The sequence below is a fragment of the Vibrio scophthalmi genome, assembly GCF_040869025.1.
Taxonomy (GTDB): Bacteria; Pseudomonadota; Gammaproteobacteria; order Enterobacterales; family Vibrionaceae; genus Vibrio; species Vibrio scophthalmi.
In genome coordinates this window covers 3,130,195-3,148,215 of sequence record NZ_CP134271.1, presented here as the reverse complement: position 1 = coordinate 3,148,215, position 18,021 = coordinate 3,130,195, and the positions used below count along the sequence as shown (strand labels likewise).

The 18,021-nt window shown below is 43.5% G+C and carries 10 protein-coding genes; 7 read left to right on the top strand and 3 right to left on the bottom strand.

Going from position 1 to position 18,021, the window contains the following annotated elements; all coding sequences use genetic code 11:
* Positions 1 to 21: 21 nt before the first annotated feature.
* The 3 genes from RJD38_RS14260 to RJD38_RS14250 are packed head-to-tail and all read right to left on the bottom strand — an operon-like array spanning position 22 to position 5,767.
* Positions 22 to 2,655 (bottom strand): MlaD family protein, encoded by a 2,634-nt coding sequence (locus RJD38_RS14260; protein WP_065430358.1) that lies wholly within the window; start codon positions 2,653 to 2,655, stop codon positions 22 to 24.
* Positions 2,648 to 3,940 (bottom strand): paraquat-inducible protein A, encoded by a 1,293-nt coding sequence (locus tag RJD38_RS14255; RefSeq protein ID WP_065430359.1) that lies wholly within the window; start codon positions 3,938 to 3,940, stop codon positions 2,648 to 2,650. The genes RJD38_RS14260 and RJD38_RS14255 overlap by 8 nt, the downstream gene beginning before the upstream one ends.
* 30 nt (positions 3,941 to 3,970) lie before the next feature.
* Positions 3,971 to 5,767, bottom strand: a complete 1,797-nt coding sequence (locus RJD38_RS14250; protein ID WP_065430360.1) for an ABC transporter ATP-binding protein — start codon at positions 5,765 to 5,767, stop codon at positions 3,971 to 3,973.
* 99 nt (positions 5,768 to 5,866) lie between these two features.
* On the opposite strand from RJD38_RS14250, the gene RJD38_RS14245 reads away from it, so the two are divergent.
* The 7 genes from RJD38_RS14245 (at position 5,867) to RJD38_RS14215 (ending at position 18,015) form a co-directional block, all read left to right on the top strand.
* Positions 5,867 to 6,340, top strand: a complete 474-nt coding sequence (locus RJD38_RS14245) for a GAF domain-containing protein (protein ID WP_065545286.1) — start codon at positions 5,867 to 5,869, stop codon at positions 6,338 to 6,340.
* 101 nt (positions 6,341 to 6,441) lie between these two features.
* A complete protein-coding gene (gene proQ, locus RJD38_RS14240) occupies positions 6,442 to 7,074 on the top strand; it encodes an RNA chaperone ProQ (RefSeq protein WP_005597436.1) in 633 nt (210 codons plus the stop codon).
* Positions 7,075 to 7,091: 17 nt separating this feature from the next.
* Positions 7,092 to 9,086, top strand: a complete 1,995-nt coding sequence (prc, locus tag RJD38_RS14235; protein WP_005597434.1) for a carboxy terminal-processing peptidase — start codon at positions 7,092 to 7,094, stop codon at positions 9,084 to 9,086.
* Between the two features lie 133 nt (positions 9,087 to 9,219).
* On the top strand, positions 9,220 to 9,882 hold the full coding sequence (locus RJD38_RS14230; RefSeq protein ID WP_065430362.1) for a hypothetical protein: 663 nt from the start codon (positions 9,220 to 9,222) through the stop codon (positions 9,880 to 9,882).
* Positions 9,883 to 10,031: 149 nt separating this feature from the next.
* Positions 10,032 to 12,638 (top strand): aminopeptidase N, encoded by a 2,607-nt coding sequence (pepN, locus tag RJD38_RS14225; protein ID WP_065430363.1) that lies wholly within the window; start codon positions 10,032 to 10,034, stop codon positions 12,636 to 12,638.
* 85 nt (positions 12,639 to 12,723) lie between these two features.
* Complete coding sequence (locus tag RJD38_RS14220) at positions 12,724 to 12,942, top strand: DUF2835 domain-containing protein (protein ID WP_005597429.1); 219 nt, start codon at positions 12,724 to 12,726, stop codon at positions 12,940 to 12,942.
* A gap of 231 nt (positions 12,943 to 13,173) precedes the next feature.
* A complete protein-coding gene (locus tag RJD38_RS14215; protein WP_065430364.1) occupies positions 13,174 to 18,015 on the top strand; it encodes an NAD-glutamate dehydrogenase in 4,842 nt (1,613 codons plus the stop codon).
* The last annotated feature ends 6 nt before the right edge of the window (positions 18,016 to 18,021 follow it).

The following is an 18,021-nucleotide window of genomic DNA, read 5'->3' as shown; positions in this document are numbered from 1 at the left end:
CTGCGTTTTAATCAAGTCGGGTTAGGGTTTAGGAATTGCAGTACGCCACTGCTTCCAGCCTTCTTCAGGTTGAGGATAGAGGTAGAAAGCTTGTCCTTGTTTCGCGATGGCTTGTAGTTGCTTTTGCTCAGGCGTCGCAAATGTGATGCCGCCGCGAACTAAACTATCAAATGTACCTGCTTTAATGTTCGCCCCGGTAATGCCGATTGATACATCGACCCCTGAGGTATTCCAAAATACGCTATTTTGACGAACCAAATAGGCATATTCTGCATCAATATTGATGGTGGTGATCACGCGATCAGCAAACTCGCCAAGCTCAACACTGACGACATGGCCAACTTCCATTTCGCGATAAAGCACCGGTGTACCTTCTGTGACAGAGCCACGAGTCTCGCTCTGTAGTGTAAAGCGAACACCATTGACGGTTTGCGCTTGCTGATGTAATTCAAACTGATCGGCCTGTGCACCTTTGCCAACCGAGACATTGATTGATTGGCTAAGAATGCTTTCAAGGTTTTTCACTCCAGCTAAGCCAAGCTCTGCTTGAGGTACCCAGAAATACGCGCCTTGGCGTGCGACTTGTAAAGCGTATTCAGGCAAGATACGAGCTTTGACTATCACATCATTCTGGTTGAAGTCGGGTAGCACATCGACGACTTCTCCGACTTTGATGCTGTTGTATTTGATCGCAGTACCAACTTTCACGTTGCTACTGCCTGAGGCTGTTAAAGTAATCGCGTAGCCAGATTTACGCGCGCTCTTAAAGTTCTTGTAGAGCAGCCATTGCTCATCGTGACGATTTTCAATTCCTGGCAGTGAATCAAAAGCAATGCCACCTTTGATCAGGGTTTTGATTGGGTCGGCCTTAATACTAACACCCGCTAAACTGGCATCGACTTCAATACCAGAGCGATTCCAAAAAACGGTTTGTGGTGTTAGCAGATGTTTGTATTGGTTTTCAATACTGACGGTCACGCGTACATGGTCATTATTGAGCTTAAAGTCTGACACACTACCCACTTGCAAGTTGCGGTAGAGTAGAGGGCTACCCTTTGAAATGGCGGGTAATTCATCAGCAACTAAAACTAACTTGTGTGACCCAGATAAGTTGTATTTGGCTAACTCCGCTAATGAGCGATTTTGATACAGCTTGTATTCAGAGTTGGTCTTTTGCTTACCTTCACTCACAAAGCTGATTGAACCTGCTAATAACTGCTTTGCTGGCGGAACGGTAATGTTCAAGCCAGACTCGGTTAACTCCGCGCTAGCACTGCCAGTGACGAAAAAGCGATTTTGCGACTTAATCAATGTTTCGTAACGCTTATCGACGAGGACATCAAATCGTACCAGTTCCTGATCAAGCTGCACGCGGGTAACCTCACCAACGGCAATGCCGCGATAAAGAACCTTAGCCCCTTGATCTAAACCATATGAGTTATCGGCGGTGAGTTGTATTGCTATAGATTTTGCTTGCTGTTTGTTGAATTCATTTTTACGGATGGCGGTAAAATCTCGCGCTTTGACCCCTTCACCCGGTACGATCGTTAAAAAGTTACCTTTCACTAAGTTACCGAGGTTTTCTACTCCAGACAGAGAGACTTCAGCTTCTTCAAGAATGAAACGGCTACCTTCGGTTAGCATATCGCTAAACGCAGGTTGGATTGCCGCCGAAGCGATGATCTGCTGTTGGTCTTTGTTAAGCTGCAAGTCGGTAATTTGACCAACTTCTAAGCCGCGGTACATGATAGGGGCGCCCGACGGGCTAATTTTATTGTCATCCGGTAACACGATATCAATCGGAATACCGCGACCAGCCGTTTTCAAATCTGGGTAAAGTTTAAATTGTTGATTGTTTTTTACTTGTTCGCCTCGATCTGGTGAATCCACCGCAATTGAGCCGCCAATGAGCGCAGCTAAGCTTTCTAAACGAACATCGACACCAGAGAATCCGATGCTGGCACCAATACCACTCACATTCCAAAAGCGACTTTCATCGGTGATGATGGTGCGGTATTCGTCTTTAATCGAAGCTTGAATAATGACGTTTTTGTTTTCTTTATCAAGCTGATAAGCGTACACCTCACCAATAGGGATCTTACGGTAGACGATTTGAGAGCCGATCGAAATACCACCTAAATCTCGAGCTTTTAACCGGATGTTTAACCCTTCACTGGCATAGAGATCTGCCGGAGCGCTGTCGAGCGCAACGAAGTCAGTCTCAAATTTTCCTTTCTGCTCACTCGGCTGAATCGCTATGTAGTTACCCGAAACCAAAGCGTCTAAACCTGAAATGCCAGAGAGAGTTGCCGTCGGTTTGACCATCCAAAAGCGGGTTTTATCAGAGAGCAACTTGGTCGCTTCTGGGTAAATATCCGCTTCCACATAGATACTTTGCAGATCTTCACTCAAATTGATTGAGCGAACCATACCCACTTCTAAGCCTTGATAACGAACCGTTGTACGGCCTGCAATCAGTCCTTGCGCATCAGAAAAGTGAATTTTCACCTTTTGCCCAGCATCGTGGACCGCCTTAAAGACCAACCATCCTGCTAATAACATGGTGATAATAGGCAAAATCCATAAGGGGGAAATACCCTTATTGCGCTTCACATCGGGAGAATAAGAAGGTTGCGAAGACGTAGAATTACTCATTCAAAGACTCTTGTTGTTTAGGCTCGTTTTGTAAAGAATCAGCGCGTGCACTGTCGTTAACAGTGCGTTGGTCGCGATAATTGTCCCATATAAATCTCGGGTCGAAGCTATCCGCTGCTAACATGGTTAGTACCACAACAAAACCAAAAGCAACAGCACCATAACCCGGTGTAAAGTCAAGGAGTTGACCTCGGTCAACTAAGGTCATCATGATCGAAATAACAAACAGGTCCATCATTGACCATTTACCAATCCACTTAACGATAAAATAGACCATCATGCGTTGGCGATGAAATATGCTGCGTTTAAACTTGATTGCCAGCAGTATGTAAGTAAGGCTCAAAATCTTTGCGACAGGAACGACGATACTGGCGATAAAGATAATCGCTGCGATCCCCGTCATACCATTTTTAATCAACGCCGCCACGCCAGAAAAGATCGTATCTTCTAAACGTTTACCATTGGTCAGCAGCACCGAAATTGGCATTAAGTTCGCAGGAAATATGGCAATGGATGCCGCGAGCAATAGCGCTGCCGTCTTTTGCAGTGAATCAGGTTTGCGATGATGTAGAGGGCTATGACAGCGAACACAGGATGCATTTTCAGGTTGCGAGAGGTGACAACTGGTGCAGTGAATCGTTTTGTGTTCGAAATTAAATTGCGCCTCTTGTTGATAGGCTTCCCAATAGCGACGGATGCTAACGCGGCTGACTAGGAGTACCGTCGACAGCTGCAATAAAATCAGACCGAATAGACCATAGCCAACGAAAATATCGGAATAATCTTGCAGTTTAAAACACGAGATAGCAACACTGATCAGAAAGACATCAATCATCACCCAGTGCTTAAGATGCTGAATAATCCATAGTGAATACTTGAGCAGTTTAAAATGATGGTATTTGAGCGCCACGTGAGCGAATACCACCGAGCTGCAAACCAATAGCGGTGCGATTGAACTACAGAAGAAGACTAGGGCAGAGAGAAAGATAAAGCCCTCGTTGAACAACGAGAATACCCCTGATGGTAAGGTCGCTGGGATCATTTGGCCAAAAAGGCGAATACTAATGAAGTTAAAGAAATGAGAAGGAATAAAAAGCAGCAAGCAGGTTATCGCCACCGCCAGATTCCCTGAAAGCGATGGTCGACCGCCACGATAAAGTTGAGTATGACAGCGAGGACAATAGGCACTTTTACCCAATTTTACGTCAACCACATCGACAGGTAGTTCACAGCCCTGACAAAGACGCACTTTATTCGGTGCGCATTGATGAGCGAGAGGGCTCATTTGAGCCCCCATAGGGAAAGTGTCGCGCGTTTAACCGTGCGACTGTATCGCGCCATAAAGGGTTTGATATAAGCCTTGTTGTTCAACTAACTCTCCGTGCGTCCCAAACTGGGTCACTTGACCATCTTCTAAAACGTAGATGAGATCTGCTTGTTTTACCGCGGATAAACGGTGCGCAACAATTAAGGTTGTGCGGCCGCTTAAAAATTCTGTTAAAGCTCGGTGTAATGCCGCTTCAGTCGCGGTATCCAACGCCGATGTTGCTTCATCAAGAATGACGAATTTAGGATCGCTCAGTACCATACGTGCAATCGCCAAACGTTGGCGTTGGCCGCCAGATAAACGAATACCGTTGCGACCCACTTGGGTTTCGAGCCCTTGGCTAAGTTGCGAGATGACATCTTGCATTTGTGCTATCTCGAGTGCTTGCCAAAGTTGAGTGTCACTATAGTGACCACCAAGCGTGAGATTATGCCTCAAGCTGTCATTAAATAGTATAGGTTGCTGTAAAACCACGGCTATTTGATCACGAATTACATCAAAACTAATGTCATCGGTGGTTCGATGATTAAATTTTATGTGACCGGAGTCTTGTCTATAAACACCAATCAGCAATTGTATCAAGGTGGATTTACCGCCACCACTTGCACCAACCAACGCGACTTTTTTGCCGGCTGGAATATGCAAAGAAAGATTATTGAGTACTTTTGTCTCTTCATTATAGGAGAAAGTTACGTCTTCTATTGATACGTCGACTTCTTGCCCTTCGACAAATGGATTGACCTTACTCACTGGGCGATATTCTTCTTCTAGTTGAAGCAGGGTATTGATGCGGGCCAATGCCGCTTTGGCGCTATACCAAGAGAACTGAATGCCAAGTAACTCTTGAACGGGGCCGAGCATAAACCACAGGTAACCGAATACCGCAAAAATCTGACCAATGGTTAAATCACTAAATAGCACCATTAGCATCGCGACGGCGCGAAATAGTTCGAAGCCGAGTAAGAATAATAAGAAGGAGAGTCGTCCTGCCGCTTCTGATTGCCATGCGTATTTGTCGGCGTCGAGGCGAACTTGATTTGCTTGCAGTTTAAGCTCGGTTAAAAATTCTCGTTCTTTGTTGGCCGCACGCAATTGATAGATTCCATCTAACGTTTCCACCAGACGATTCTGAAAACGCTCAAAAGATTGATTCTCACGTTTTTTGAGGTGTTTTACTTTGCTGCCTAGCTTACGTGAGAAGTAGATCACGATAGGATTGACCAACAGAATAAATAGCCCCAGACGCCAATCTAACCAAAGTAAAACGCCAGCGGTGCCGAGCACCGTTAACAAGCTAATAATAAATTTACTTAACGTCGAACCGATAAATTGATCGATGGTTTCTATATCGGTGACTAAGTGGGCATTGATGCCACCGCTGCCTTGCGTTTCGTATTGACGAATACTAATGCGACCAAGTTTATCAATCATCTTGCTGCGCATTTGATAAGTGATGGTTTTTGATACCAAGGTAAACTGACGGCTCTGCAGAATATTGAGCGCCTGGCTACCACTGCGCATTAGCACAATGAGAAATAGCGTAAAGAAGATATATCCGGTTGGCGTTTGAATAGCGGCGGGTAGCACCTCATTCATTAATGCCAAGCCTTCTCCTGGCTTGTTTAACAATACCTCATCAACCATCAAAGGCATAAGAAGCGGGATAGGAACACTAATGAGGGTAGCAATAATGGCGACAAGGTTCGCAACAAGCAATTTTGACTTGTTGTTTTTTACTTGAGTTATAAGCCAAGAACGGCTAATAGTGTTAGCGTCTGCTGTCATTTAAGTGATAATGCTTATTATTAATAGTTATGGCAATTGTACGTAGAATCGAAGTAGAAGTCTCATGTTTTCAAATAGAAAAAACACTCGGTAGATAATATGAAAATAGAACATTACCAGCGTCTAACCAAGCAAGCGTTGGCATTACTGGAAACAGAAAGCAATTTTATCGCGAATTTGTCGAATCTGAGTGCATTACTCAATATGGAATTGACCGATCTCAATTGGGTCGGCTTTTATCTTCTCGAACAAGACGAATTGGTTTTGGGACCATTTCAAGGAAAACCGGCTTGTGTGCGAATTCCACTTGGTCGAGGAGTGTGTGGTACCGCGGCGGCAACAAACACGGTGCAACGCGTTTATGATGTTCATCAATTCGACGGACACATCGCTTGTGATGCAGCAAGTAACTCAGAGATTGTGATTCCTTTCTCAATTAATGGTAAAATAGCCGGAGTTTTAGATATCGATAGTCCAAATATTGGTCGATTCAGCGAAGAAGACGAGCAAGGTTTGACATTTTTGATGGCTGAAGTAGAAAACCTGCTCAATTCACACGCTATCAAGGCATAAATTAGCGTTAGAGTGTGGTTTTTCGCTTTCAGGTCACTATAATACCTGAAATATTTATCTTAATGATGCTCGCGGAACGTCCGCATGAACCAGGAACCCCCATGGAAAACACTGAAAAGTTAAAAAACAGCAAAGAAATCATTGCATACGTTGCTGAATGTTTCCCTAAGTGCTTTACTTTAGAAGGTGAAGCAAAACCACTCAAAATTGGTATTTTTCAAGATCTTGCGGATCGTCTATCTGATGACCCGAAAGTAAGTAAAACTCAGCTTCGCGCAGCGTTAAGACAGTACACTTCATCATGGCGTTACCTGCACGGTGCTAAACCAGGTGCAGTACGCGTTGACCTAGATGGCAACCCATGTGGTGAGCTAGACGAAGAGCACGTTGAACACGCTAAAGCAGCGCTAGCTGAAAGCAAAGCAAAAGTGCAAGCTCGTAAGAAAGAGCAAGCGCAAAAAGCTCGTGAAGAAGCAAAAGCGAAAGCGAAGCCAGCAGGCAAGAAGCCTCAGCAAGCGCGTCGCCCACAAGCGAATAAAGCGCCAAAAGCTCAAGCACCAGTAGAAACACGTGCACTAAACGCTGACGAAGTACGCGTTGGTAATGAAGTAAACGTGAACATGGGCAAAGGAAACATGGCAGCGACTATCGTTGAAATCAATAAGGAAGATGTGCGAGTTCAACTGTCTAACGGCCTACAAATGGTTGTGAAAGCGGAGCACCTTCGCGCATAAAGGAGAGTCTCCTACGCATGAAATGCCGTTTAAATATTTCTCTGATTGCTGCTAGCTTATTGCTAGCAGCTAATCCAGCAGCCGCTCTCGAAGCGAATATCGAAATCACTGATTTACCTGTCCTTGTACCTGAAACTCAGCATAAGACGGCAAGTAAACGTGTTACTTCTCGATTTACTCGTTCTCATTACAAACATTTCACTCTTGACGACACATTCTCGCAAGCGATCTTCGATCGTTATCTAGAATTGCTCGACTACAACAAGAACATCTTCACTCAAGCGGATATTGATAAGTTCTCTGCTTGGGATAAATCTCTCGATGATCAATTGAAGTCTGGTGATAACCAGATTGCTTTCGATATTTACAATCAATCGATCAAGCGTCGTTATGAGCGTTTTGAATACGCATTATCACTGCTTGATAAAGAGATGGATTTTAATGTTGATGAATCAATCGAACTTGACCGTAGTGAGGCGACTTGGCCAAAAACCACGGCTGAGATTGATGAGTTGTGGCGTAAGCGCGTTAAGTACGATGCTTTGAACCTGAAGTTAACAGGTAAAAGCTGGGATGAGATCAAAGAGGTTTTAGGTAAACGTTATAACAACGCGCTCAAACGCCTAAGTCAAACTCACAACGAAGATGCATTTCAAATTTATATGAATGCCTTTGCGCGTGAAGTTGATCCCCATACCAGTTACTTGTCGCCTCGCAATGCCGATCAATTCCAACAGGAAATGAATTTATCCCTTGAAGGGATCGGTGCCGTTCTGCAAATGACAGATGACTACACCATTATTCGTTCTTTAGTGGCTGGTGGCCCAGCTGCGAAAAGTAAACAAATAGGTGAAGGTGATCGTATCGTCAGCGTTGGTCAAGACGGCGAAGAGATGGTAGATGTGATTGGTTGGCGTCTTGATGATGTCGTTCAGTTGATCAAAGGGCCGAAAGGTACGACGGTTAAACTGGAAGTCTTACCAGAAGGTAAAGATGCCAAGAGCCAAATTATCTCGATTGTTCGAGATAAAGTTCGCTTAGAAGATCGCGCGGTAAAATCTGAAATTATCGAGCAAGATGGTAAGAAAATTGGCGTGTTAGAAGTGCCAAGTTTCTACGTCGGCCTTGCGAAAGATACTGACAAGTTACTTGTGGATCTTAAAGCGAAGAAGGTTGACGGGATTATCGTTGATTTGCGCAATAACGGTGGTGGTGCATTAACGGAAGCCACGGCACTGTCTGGTTTATTTATTACCAGTGGTCCGGTGGTTCAAGTACGTGATAGCTACGGTCGTGTTAGTGTAAACAATGACACTGATGATGTGATCAGTTACGAAGGTCCATTAATGGTCTTAGTTAATCGCTATAGTGCATCGGCTTCTGAAATCTTTGCCGCCGCAATGCAAGATTATGGTCGAGGAATTGTGGTTGGAGAGAACTCTTTTGGTAAAGGTACTGTTCAACAACACCGTTCATTGAACCATATCTACGATCTGTTTGATAAAGAGTTGGGTTACGTTCAATACACCATACAAAAATTCTACCGAATTGATGGTGGTAGCACTCAGAACAAAGGTGTCGTTCCTGATATCGCATACCCAACGCCAATCGATCCGGCAGAAACGGGCGAGAGTGTCGAGGATAATGCTTTACCATGGGATAGCATCGACAAAGCGAATTATAAAAAGTTACAGAGTAACGAAAATATTATCGCTAAGTTAGATGCCCAACACCAAACCCGTATTGCCAATGATCTCGAGTTCGGATTTATTGCTCAAGACATCGAACGCTACAATGCTGAAAAAGAAGATAACGCCCTTTCTTTAAATGAGAAAGAACGTCAACGGATCAGTGATGAAGCAGATGTTTTACGCTTAACTCGAGTCAATGAGCGCCAAGCAGCCGCAGGCTTAAAGCCTTATAAGACTTTGGATGATATTCCGAAGGATTATGAAGCGCCAGACGCATATTTAGACGAATCTGTCGCGATTATGGTTGATATGATCCAATAATTAACGACATGAATATAAAAGCGAGCATTAAGCTCGCTTTTTTTGTGCCTATAAATAACGTGATCTAGATCAAAAAATTTAGCTTTATAGCTCAGTTGCTCCTACGCTTAAAATAAAAGCGAGGGGAAGCGTTATGAAATTATTAGGGATTTTACTTGCGTGTTTCAGTTTGACTGTATGGGGAGCTCCTGCGAAGGATAGTGATGCACTCAGTTATTTCGATCATCCATTTCTTCTCGGAGATTGGTACTTGGTTAATCCTAATCCTGAAGATTCACAAGAGAACTTTTTGGCGATTAAACTGACCCTCGATTCAAAATACAACTTCACAATTGATATTCAAAAAAGAGATTACAGTGTCGATCATTGGGAAGGGATGTACACCGCCAATGACGATACGATAATTCTTGGCCTTCATACTGACCAGCCTCAGGTTTATCAATACTCGGGAAACCACAATCTATTGAACCTCAACGGCGTCGTCTTTACCAAAGCGTTGTCCAATTCTCTTGCGGGGATGTGGTCGAGCGAGCATCTTGCGGGATACGATTTGGAAGAGAATGATGTTAACCGTATGGATTTAGTGCTGCAACCCGATTTCATTTTCCAGTTTAAAGTCAGTAATAAAGAGGGAGATGAAGCCATCCACCAAGGTGTTTATTATACCGAGGGTGAGAATCTCGTACTGCTTTATGAAAATGGTGAACATAGTACCCGTTATAAATTGAATCAAGATACCTTGACGATTGAAACTGAAGAAGGGGAAATGTTCGCGGTACTGAATCGGATTCGATAACTCTAGCGAGCGACCAGCGATTAGACAATCTGTTGGCATCGCAAACAAATTACAGTAAAAAAACGAGGCAATTATAGAGAATGCCTCGTTTTTTTGTTTTCAGAGTTGTAAGCTAACTGAACAAAAATATTCATTAGAAGGATTTAGTCATGGCTCATACTCCTCAAGCCAAATACCGTAAAGACTATCAGTCACCATCTCACACCATCACCGATATTGACCTGACTTTTGAGTTGCACGATACCGCAACGATTGTCACTGCCGTATCGCAAGTAAAACAACGAGCAGAGAGCACGACTCTTGAGTTGGATGGCGACGGTTTGGTTTTAAAGAGCCTAGAGGTTAATGGTCAAGTTTGGGATAAGTTCGAGCAAGTCGATGACGGACTGCATATCCATCAATTGCCAAGTGAGTTTACGTTAACGATCGTGACAGAAGTCAATCCTGAAGCGAACACCTTACTTGAGGGTTTATACAAATCGGGTGGCGCGTATTGCACTCAATGTGAAGCAGAAGGTTTCCGTCGTATTACATTCTACCTTGACCGTCCTGATGTTTTGGCGAAATACACCACCAAAGTAATCGCGGATAAAACTCAGTACCCATTCCTATTGAGTAATGGTAATCGTATCGCACAAGGTGACTTAGACGGTGGACGTCACTGGGTGCAATGGCAAGATCCACATCCGAAACCATCTTACTTATTTGCTTTAGTCGCCGGTGATTTTGATGTGTTGCGCGATCAATACAAAACACAATCAGGCCGACAAGTTGAGTTGGAAATTTTTGTCGACAAAGGCAACTTGGAACGTGCAAATCATGCAATGGTGTCATTAATCAATTCAATGAAGTGGGACGAGCAACGTTTCAATCTAGAGTACGATCTTGATATTTATATGATTGTTGCCGTTGATTTCTTCAACATGGGGGCAATGGAAAACAAAGGCTTGAACGTTTTCAACTCTAAATTCGTTTTAGCAAATGACCAAACAGCGACTGACACTGATTATCTTGGCATTGAAGCGGTCATCGGCCATGAATATTTCCACAACTGGACGGGTAACCGCGTGACTTGTCGCGATTGGTTCCAATTAAGTTTGAAAGAAGGCTTAACGGTTTTCCGTGACCAAGAGTTTTCGTCCGATCTTGGCTCGCGAGCGGTTAACCGCATTGGCAATGTGCGCATTATTCGTGGCCCTCAATTTGCCGAAGATGCGAGTCCAATGTCTCACCCGATCCGACCTGAGAAAGTGATCGAGATGAACAACTTCTACACCTTAACGGTATATGAAAAGGGCAGTGAAGTTATTCGCATGTACCATACCTTATTGGGTGAAGAAGGATTCCAAAAAGGGATGAAGCTTTACTTTGAGCGCCACGATGGCACGGCTGCAACTTGCGAAGATTTTGTTTCTGCTATGGAAGATGCAACAGGTGTTGACCTGACTCAATTCCGCCTGTGGTACAGTCAATCGGGTACGCCAACGGTTCGCGTTTCTAGCCAGTATGATCAATCAGCCAAAACCTATGCGTTAACGATTGAACAATCAACCGAAGCGACACAAGATCAAAAAGAGAAACAAGCGCTGCATATTCCTTTTGATATCGAGCTCTACACGCCACAAGGCGATGTGATTGAGTTACGCTGTAACGGTAAAAAAGTACATCATGTCTTGAACGTTACCCAAGATAAACAAACCTTTGTGTTTGAGAACGTATCAGAAAAACCAGTACCTTCATTACTGCGAGAGTTTTCAGCACCAGTGATATTGGAATACGATTATAGTGATGAAGAACTGACGTTCTTAATGGTTCATGCACGCAATGAGTTTGCCCGTTGGGATGCTGGCCAAATGTTGTTGGCAAAATATATTCGCCATAACGTTGAAGTCGTGCAGCAAGGCGGTGATGTTGAATTGCCTGAAGCCGTGATCGATGCCTTCCGTGGTGTACTACTCAGCCAAGAGTTAGAGCCAGCATTCATCGCTGAAGTGCTATCGTTGCCAAGTCATAACGAAGTTTCGGGTTGGTATAAAACTGTTGATGTTGATGCTATCGCTCACGTGTTAAAGGCCATCAAGCAGCAATTGGCGATTGCATTGCAAGATGAGCTCAGTGCGATTTACTTTAGCTTAGTTCAAGATGAATACACCATTGATCACGCTGCGATAGGTCAACGTGCATTGCGTAATACGGCTTTGTCCTACTTAGCGTTAACCGATCAAGGTAATACATTGGCTGAACAGCAATACACGAATGCAAATAACATGACAGATACCATGGCAGCGATGAGCGCGGCTAACTCTGCGCAACTTGCCTGTCGCGAAACTTTGATGGCGGATTACAGTGCGAAATGGAAACATGATGGCCTAGTGATGGACAAATGGTTTGCGCTACAAGGTACTAATCCAGCGGATGATGTACTCACTGTAATTAAGCAAACTATGAAACATGAAGCGTTTAGTTTGAAAAACCCTAACCGTACCCGTAGTTTAATCGGTTCATTTTTGAATATGAACCCGGTGCATTTTCACGCTAAAGATGGCTCTGGCTATCAGTTTGCTGGTGAGATTTTGCGTGAATTGAATAGTAGTAACCCACAAGTTGCTTCGCGATTAATTGATCCATTATTAAAACTGGGTAAGTATGACGAGCAAAGACAAGCGATGATTCGTGCCGAACTCGAACAACTCAAAGCGATGGATAATCTCGCCAAAGACTTGTTTGAAAAGGTAAGTAAAGCGCTTGATGCTTAGAATTTGTTCATGCATTAGCATTAATTGAATATTCCATAACCAAACAGTACCACTTTTACGTGGTACTGTTTATTTATACAGTTATATGAATTATTACCATTTCCGATTAGATATCCCATACCAAACTTATGTTGCCCATTATAGCGGAGCGGCAACCTCTATCTTAGTCGTAACGGAGACAGGATTACGTATCCAATTGCCAGCGTCTCGCTTTAGACCTTTCCTTACGCAATTAGGTCTTAAAGGTCGTTTTCGATTAACAACTGACCAAAATAATAAGTTTGTTAAGTTAGAAGTTCTGTGATGCACTGATTTATTAGAAGTTTAAACATAACTGCAATCACATTATTAAACATTTCCTCTATTGCTGAATACAAAACATTAACCTTCCCACAGCAATGTCGATACAATAAAACAGCATCAAACGTATAAAGCACTATGCTTAAACTAGCTATGCTCAACTAGCCAGTTATGAACTAGCAATGGTGCCTTATGACATCCCTACAAAATACAATTCTAATAGTGGAGTGTGATTATGACCGCGCGTGACACTTTAATGCCGGTGCTGCTTGAAAAAGTCTATCAACTGATTCAAGACAAACTCGACCTTGCTCAGCGACCTTTAGTAACCCAGCTTGCTCAACACTTTTTTAGTAATATTGCCCATGACGATTTGATAGAACGAAATGAATCAGATCTTTATGGTGCGGTTGTTAGCCTTTGGCACCATATCAATGATAAACAGGCGAATGAATTTTCGGTTCGCGTATTCAATCCAACTGTCAGTCGCCAAGGCTGGAAATCGACGCACACTATTGTGGAAATTGTGGTACACGATAGCCCATTTTTGGTTGATTCGGTAAAAATGGCATTGAACCGCCTCGATCTTGCATCACACTTAATGCTTCATGGACCAACTCAAGTACAACATTCTAAGCATGGTGATATCGTCGGGATCAATAATGGTGAGGGTGAAATGTACTCACTTTTCCATATCGAAGTTGACCGCTTAAGCGATAAGGAAGCAATGAGCTCATTAAAACAAGAGCTCATTAGTATCTTGAGCGATACCGAGTTGGTTGTCGCTGATTGGAAAAAGATGGTCGACAAACTTAAACAAGTGACGGATCAAGTAGAGAAGCAACAGGGCAAGTTTGAGATCGAACGTGATCATTATGATGAGACGATCAAATTTCTCCGCTGGTTAGGGGATCATAACTTTACCTTTATGGGGTACAAAGAATATGACCTTGTGAATGGCGAAAATGAGATTGAACTGTGCCCAACGCAAGAGAAAGGTCTCGGCTTATTTTCCAATCCTCGTCACGTACGCAGTGTTAAGCTTTCTGATTTTCCAGATTCCGCACGCTTAGAAGCTCAAAAGCCGTTTTTACTCATCATTACAAAAGGCAATACGCCTTCGCGTATACATCGACCGGCTTATACAGACTATATTGGCATTAAGAAATTTGATAAAGATGGCAAAGTGATTGGTGAACACCGCTTTACTGGTCTTTATACCTCTGCGGTTTATAACCAGAGTGTGGCTGGTATTCCGTTGATTAGAGAAAAAGTCGATCGCATCTTAACGGCTAGTCGTTACCGTCAAGGTTCATACTCCTACAAAGCACTACACAATATTCTAGAGAATTACCCGCGCGACGAATTGTTGCAAGCCCGCGAAGAAGAGTTACTCGAAGTCGGGATGGGCGTCGTACAGATGCAAGACCGAGATATGCTACGTCTGTTTGTTCGACGAGATCCTTTTGGTCGCTTTTTTAGCTGTATGGTGTATGTGGCAAAAGATCGATATAACACCGAGCTTCGTCGTCAGACTCAACGTATTTTCAAACAGTATTTTGGCTGTGAACAAGAAGTGGAATTTACCACTTACTTCTCAGAGAGCCCGTTGGCGAGAACTCACTATATCGTTCGGGTAGATAACAACAATATGGATATTGATGTCAAAGCAATAGAACGGAACTTGATGGAAGCCTCATCGACTTGGGATGACCGTTTGTCAGAAGCGATCATTGCTAACTACGGAGAGAGTAAAGGGCTGCCACTTTCCAAAGAATATATGCGAGCATTTCCACGTTCATATAAAGAAGATGTGATGCCGGGTTCGTCGGTGGCAGACATTGAACGTTTAGAGTCACTCAGTGATGATCATAAATTGGGTATGCTGTTTTACCGCCCACAAGAATTAACCAAAGATTCCAAAGCAGTACGCTTAAAACTCTATCATCGTGATGAACCAATCCATCTCTCTGATGTGATGCCGATGCTCGAAAATCTCGGTTTGCGGGTGATTGGTGAATCACCTTATGAAGTAAGAAAGGCCAATGGACAAGTCTACTGGATCTTAGATTTTTCGATGCTTCATAAGAGTGATAGGAGCGTTGATCTTCGTGAAGCGCGCGATCGTTTCCAACAAGCTTTCTCTGCTGTATGGCATGGCGACTTAGAGAGCGATGGATTTAACCATCTGGTACTGGGTGCATCATTAACCGGACGTGAAATCTCCATTCTCCGCGCTTATGCACGCTATATGCGTCAGGTCGGTTTTCCGTTCAGTCAACAATACATCGAAGATACACTGACTCATCATCCGGATCTTGCCAGTGATCTAGTGAAGTTATTCAAAAAACGCTTTGATCCAAAGGCGAAAAATAGTGGAAAAGCGCAAGCCGACATTATCGCAAAGATCACCGATAAGTTAGATTTGGTCGAAAGCTTAGATGACGATCGTATCATTCGTCGTTATATGGAAATGATCAGTGCCACACTACGAACTAACTATTATCAGCTCGATGAGAATAAGCAACCGAAACCATGGTTAGCATTGAAACTTAAACCGCGTGATATACCAGAGATCCCGCAGCCGGTGCCAGCATTTGAAATCTTTGTCTACGCGCCAGATATTGAAGGTGTGCACCTACGTGGTGGTAAAGTGGCCCGTGGTGGTTTGCGTTGGTCAGATCGACAAGAAGATTTTCGCACTGAAATTCTTGGCTTGGTAAAAGCACAACAAGTTAAAAATACGGTTATCGTCCCTGTGGGCGCTAAAGGTGGGTTTGTTTGTAAACGTCAGCCTAATCTCACTTCACGTGATGAAATTTTTGCTGAAGGTCAACGCTGCTATAAACGTTTTATCCGAGCACTATTAGATGTTTCCGATAACATCATTGAAGGAGAAGTGATTCCGCCAGCAAATGTCGTTCGTCATGATGAAGATGATCCCTATTTGGTTGTAGCAGCAGATAAAGGCACAGCGACGTTCTCGGATCTCGCAAACTCAGTCTCGGCAGAGTATAACTTCTGGTTAGGTGATGCCTTTGCTTCCGGCGGTTCAAATGGTTATGACCATAAAGCTATGGGGATTACTGCTAAAGGTGGCTGGGAATCGGTTAAGCGTCATTTCCGTGAAATGGGCATTAATTGTCAAACCACCGATTTTACGGCGATTGGTATTGGTGACATGGCGGGAGATGTTTTTGGTAATGGCATGCTGCTATCGAAACATACCCAAATGGTCGCAGCGTTTAACCATATGCACATCTTTATTGACCCAACACCCGATTCAGCAAGTAGTTGGCAAGAGCGCGAACGTCTATTTAATTTGCCGCGTTCGAGTTGGGAAGACTATAACCCGAAATTGATCTCTAAAGGTGGTGGCATTTTCTCTCGCCGAGCTAAATCCATTACGTTGACGCCGGAAATTCAAAAACTGCTTGGTACGAAGAAAGCATCATTGGCACCGAATGATCTGATTAAGATGATCTTGACGATGCAGGTTGATCTACTGTGGAACGGCGGAATAGGAACTTATGTCAAAGCCGCGACGGAAACCCATACCGATGTGGGTGATCGCGCCAATGACATGCTGCGTATCGATGGCCGCGATCTACGCGCCAAAATTGTTGGTGAAGGTGGTAACTTAGGTATGACTCAGTTAGGGCGAATTGAATTTGCTTTGGCTGGTGGGCGTGTGAATACCGATTTTGTTGATAATGTCGGTGGTGTAGATTGTTCCGATAACGAAGTGAACATAAAGATCTTTTTGAATGGTCTTGTCGCGAATGGCGATATGACGATCAAACAGCGCAATACGATCTTAGAATCGATGGAAGATGAGGTAGGAGAGATCGTATTAGAAGATGCTTATTGCCAAGCCGAAACGATTTCTGTGACCGAGCATCAAGGGGTTTCCTTAGTCAAAGAGCAGATACGTTTTATTCATACCTTAGAGAAAGCAGGACATTTGGATCGTGCACTCGAATACATTCCGGATGATGAAACGTTATTGGAGAGGGAAAAACAAGGTTTAGCCCTGACCAGACCTGAGATTTCCGTGCTTATTGCTTACGGTAAAATGGTGTTGAAAGAAGAATTGGTCCATGAAGATATCGCTAACGACCGTTATCATGCCGAACAGCTGGTTCAATACTTCCCAACTAAGTTACGACGTAACTATGAAAAAGCAATGGCCGATCACCCATTACGTCGTGAAATTATCGCCACTTCTTTAGCTAACCAAATGGTTAATGAAATGGGATGCAATTTTGCGACCCGCTTACAGGAAGAAACCGGGGCAAATGTTGTCGATATTGCTAATGCTTACGCCGCTTCCAGAGAAATCTTCGGTTTAGCGGAAGTCATGAAGCAATTACGTGAACTTGATAACACGGCATCCACATCAGCTCAGTATGAAATGATGTTTTATGTCCGTCGTACGCTACGTCGATTGTCTCGTTGGTTACTTCGCAATCGTAGTGGTAAACAATCAGTAACAGCGTTGATTGAGTTGTACCAAGCTGATGTATCAAAAGTGAAAGTCTCTCTAGATAGTTTACTGGTTGAAAATGAGGTTAGGGAACATAACGATGTTGCGGATGTCTGGGTTAAACAAGGCATTTGTTCAGAGTTAGCCAATTATGTGGCGCGTTTATCAAGCTTATACTCAGTACTGGATATATCCACAGTGTCTCGTGAAAAGGGCATTTCTATTGAGAAAACCGCGAAACTGTACTTTAACTTAGGTGATAGATTGTCATTGCATTGGTTCTTGAAACAAATCAATGGTCAAGCGGTAGACAATCATTGGCAAGCATTAGCACGAGCAGCCTTTAGGGAAGATCTCGATTGGCAGCAACGTCAACTTACCGGACAAGTTTTAAGTTGCGGTTGCCACCCCGAAGAGATCGACGAAATTCAAGCATTAGAAGATTGGATTAGCTCTAATGAAGTCTCTTTACATCGTTGGGAGAACATTCTGAATGAGTTTAAAGTGGGTTCAGTGCATGAATTTGCAAAATTCTCGGTCGCATTGCGGGAATTAATGCTTTTAAATTTGAATTGTTCTTCAAATGAGTAAATAATA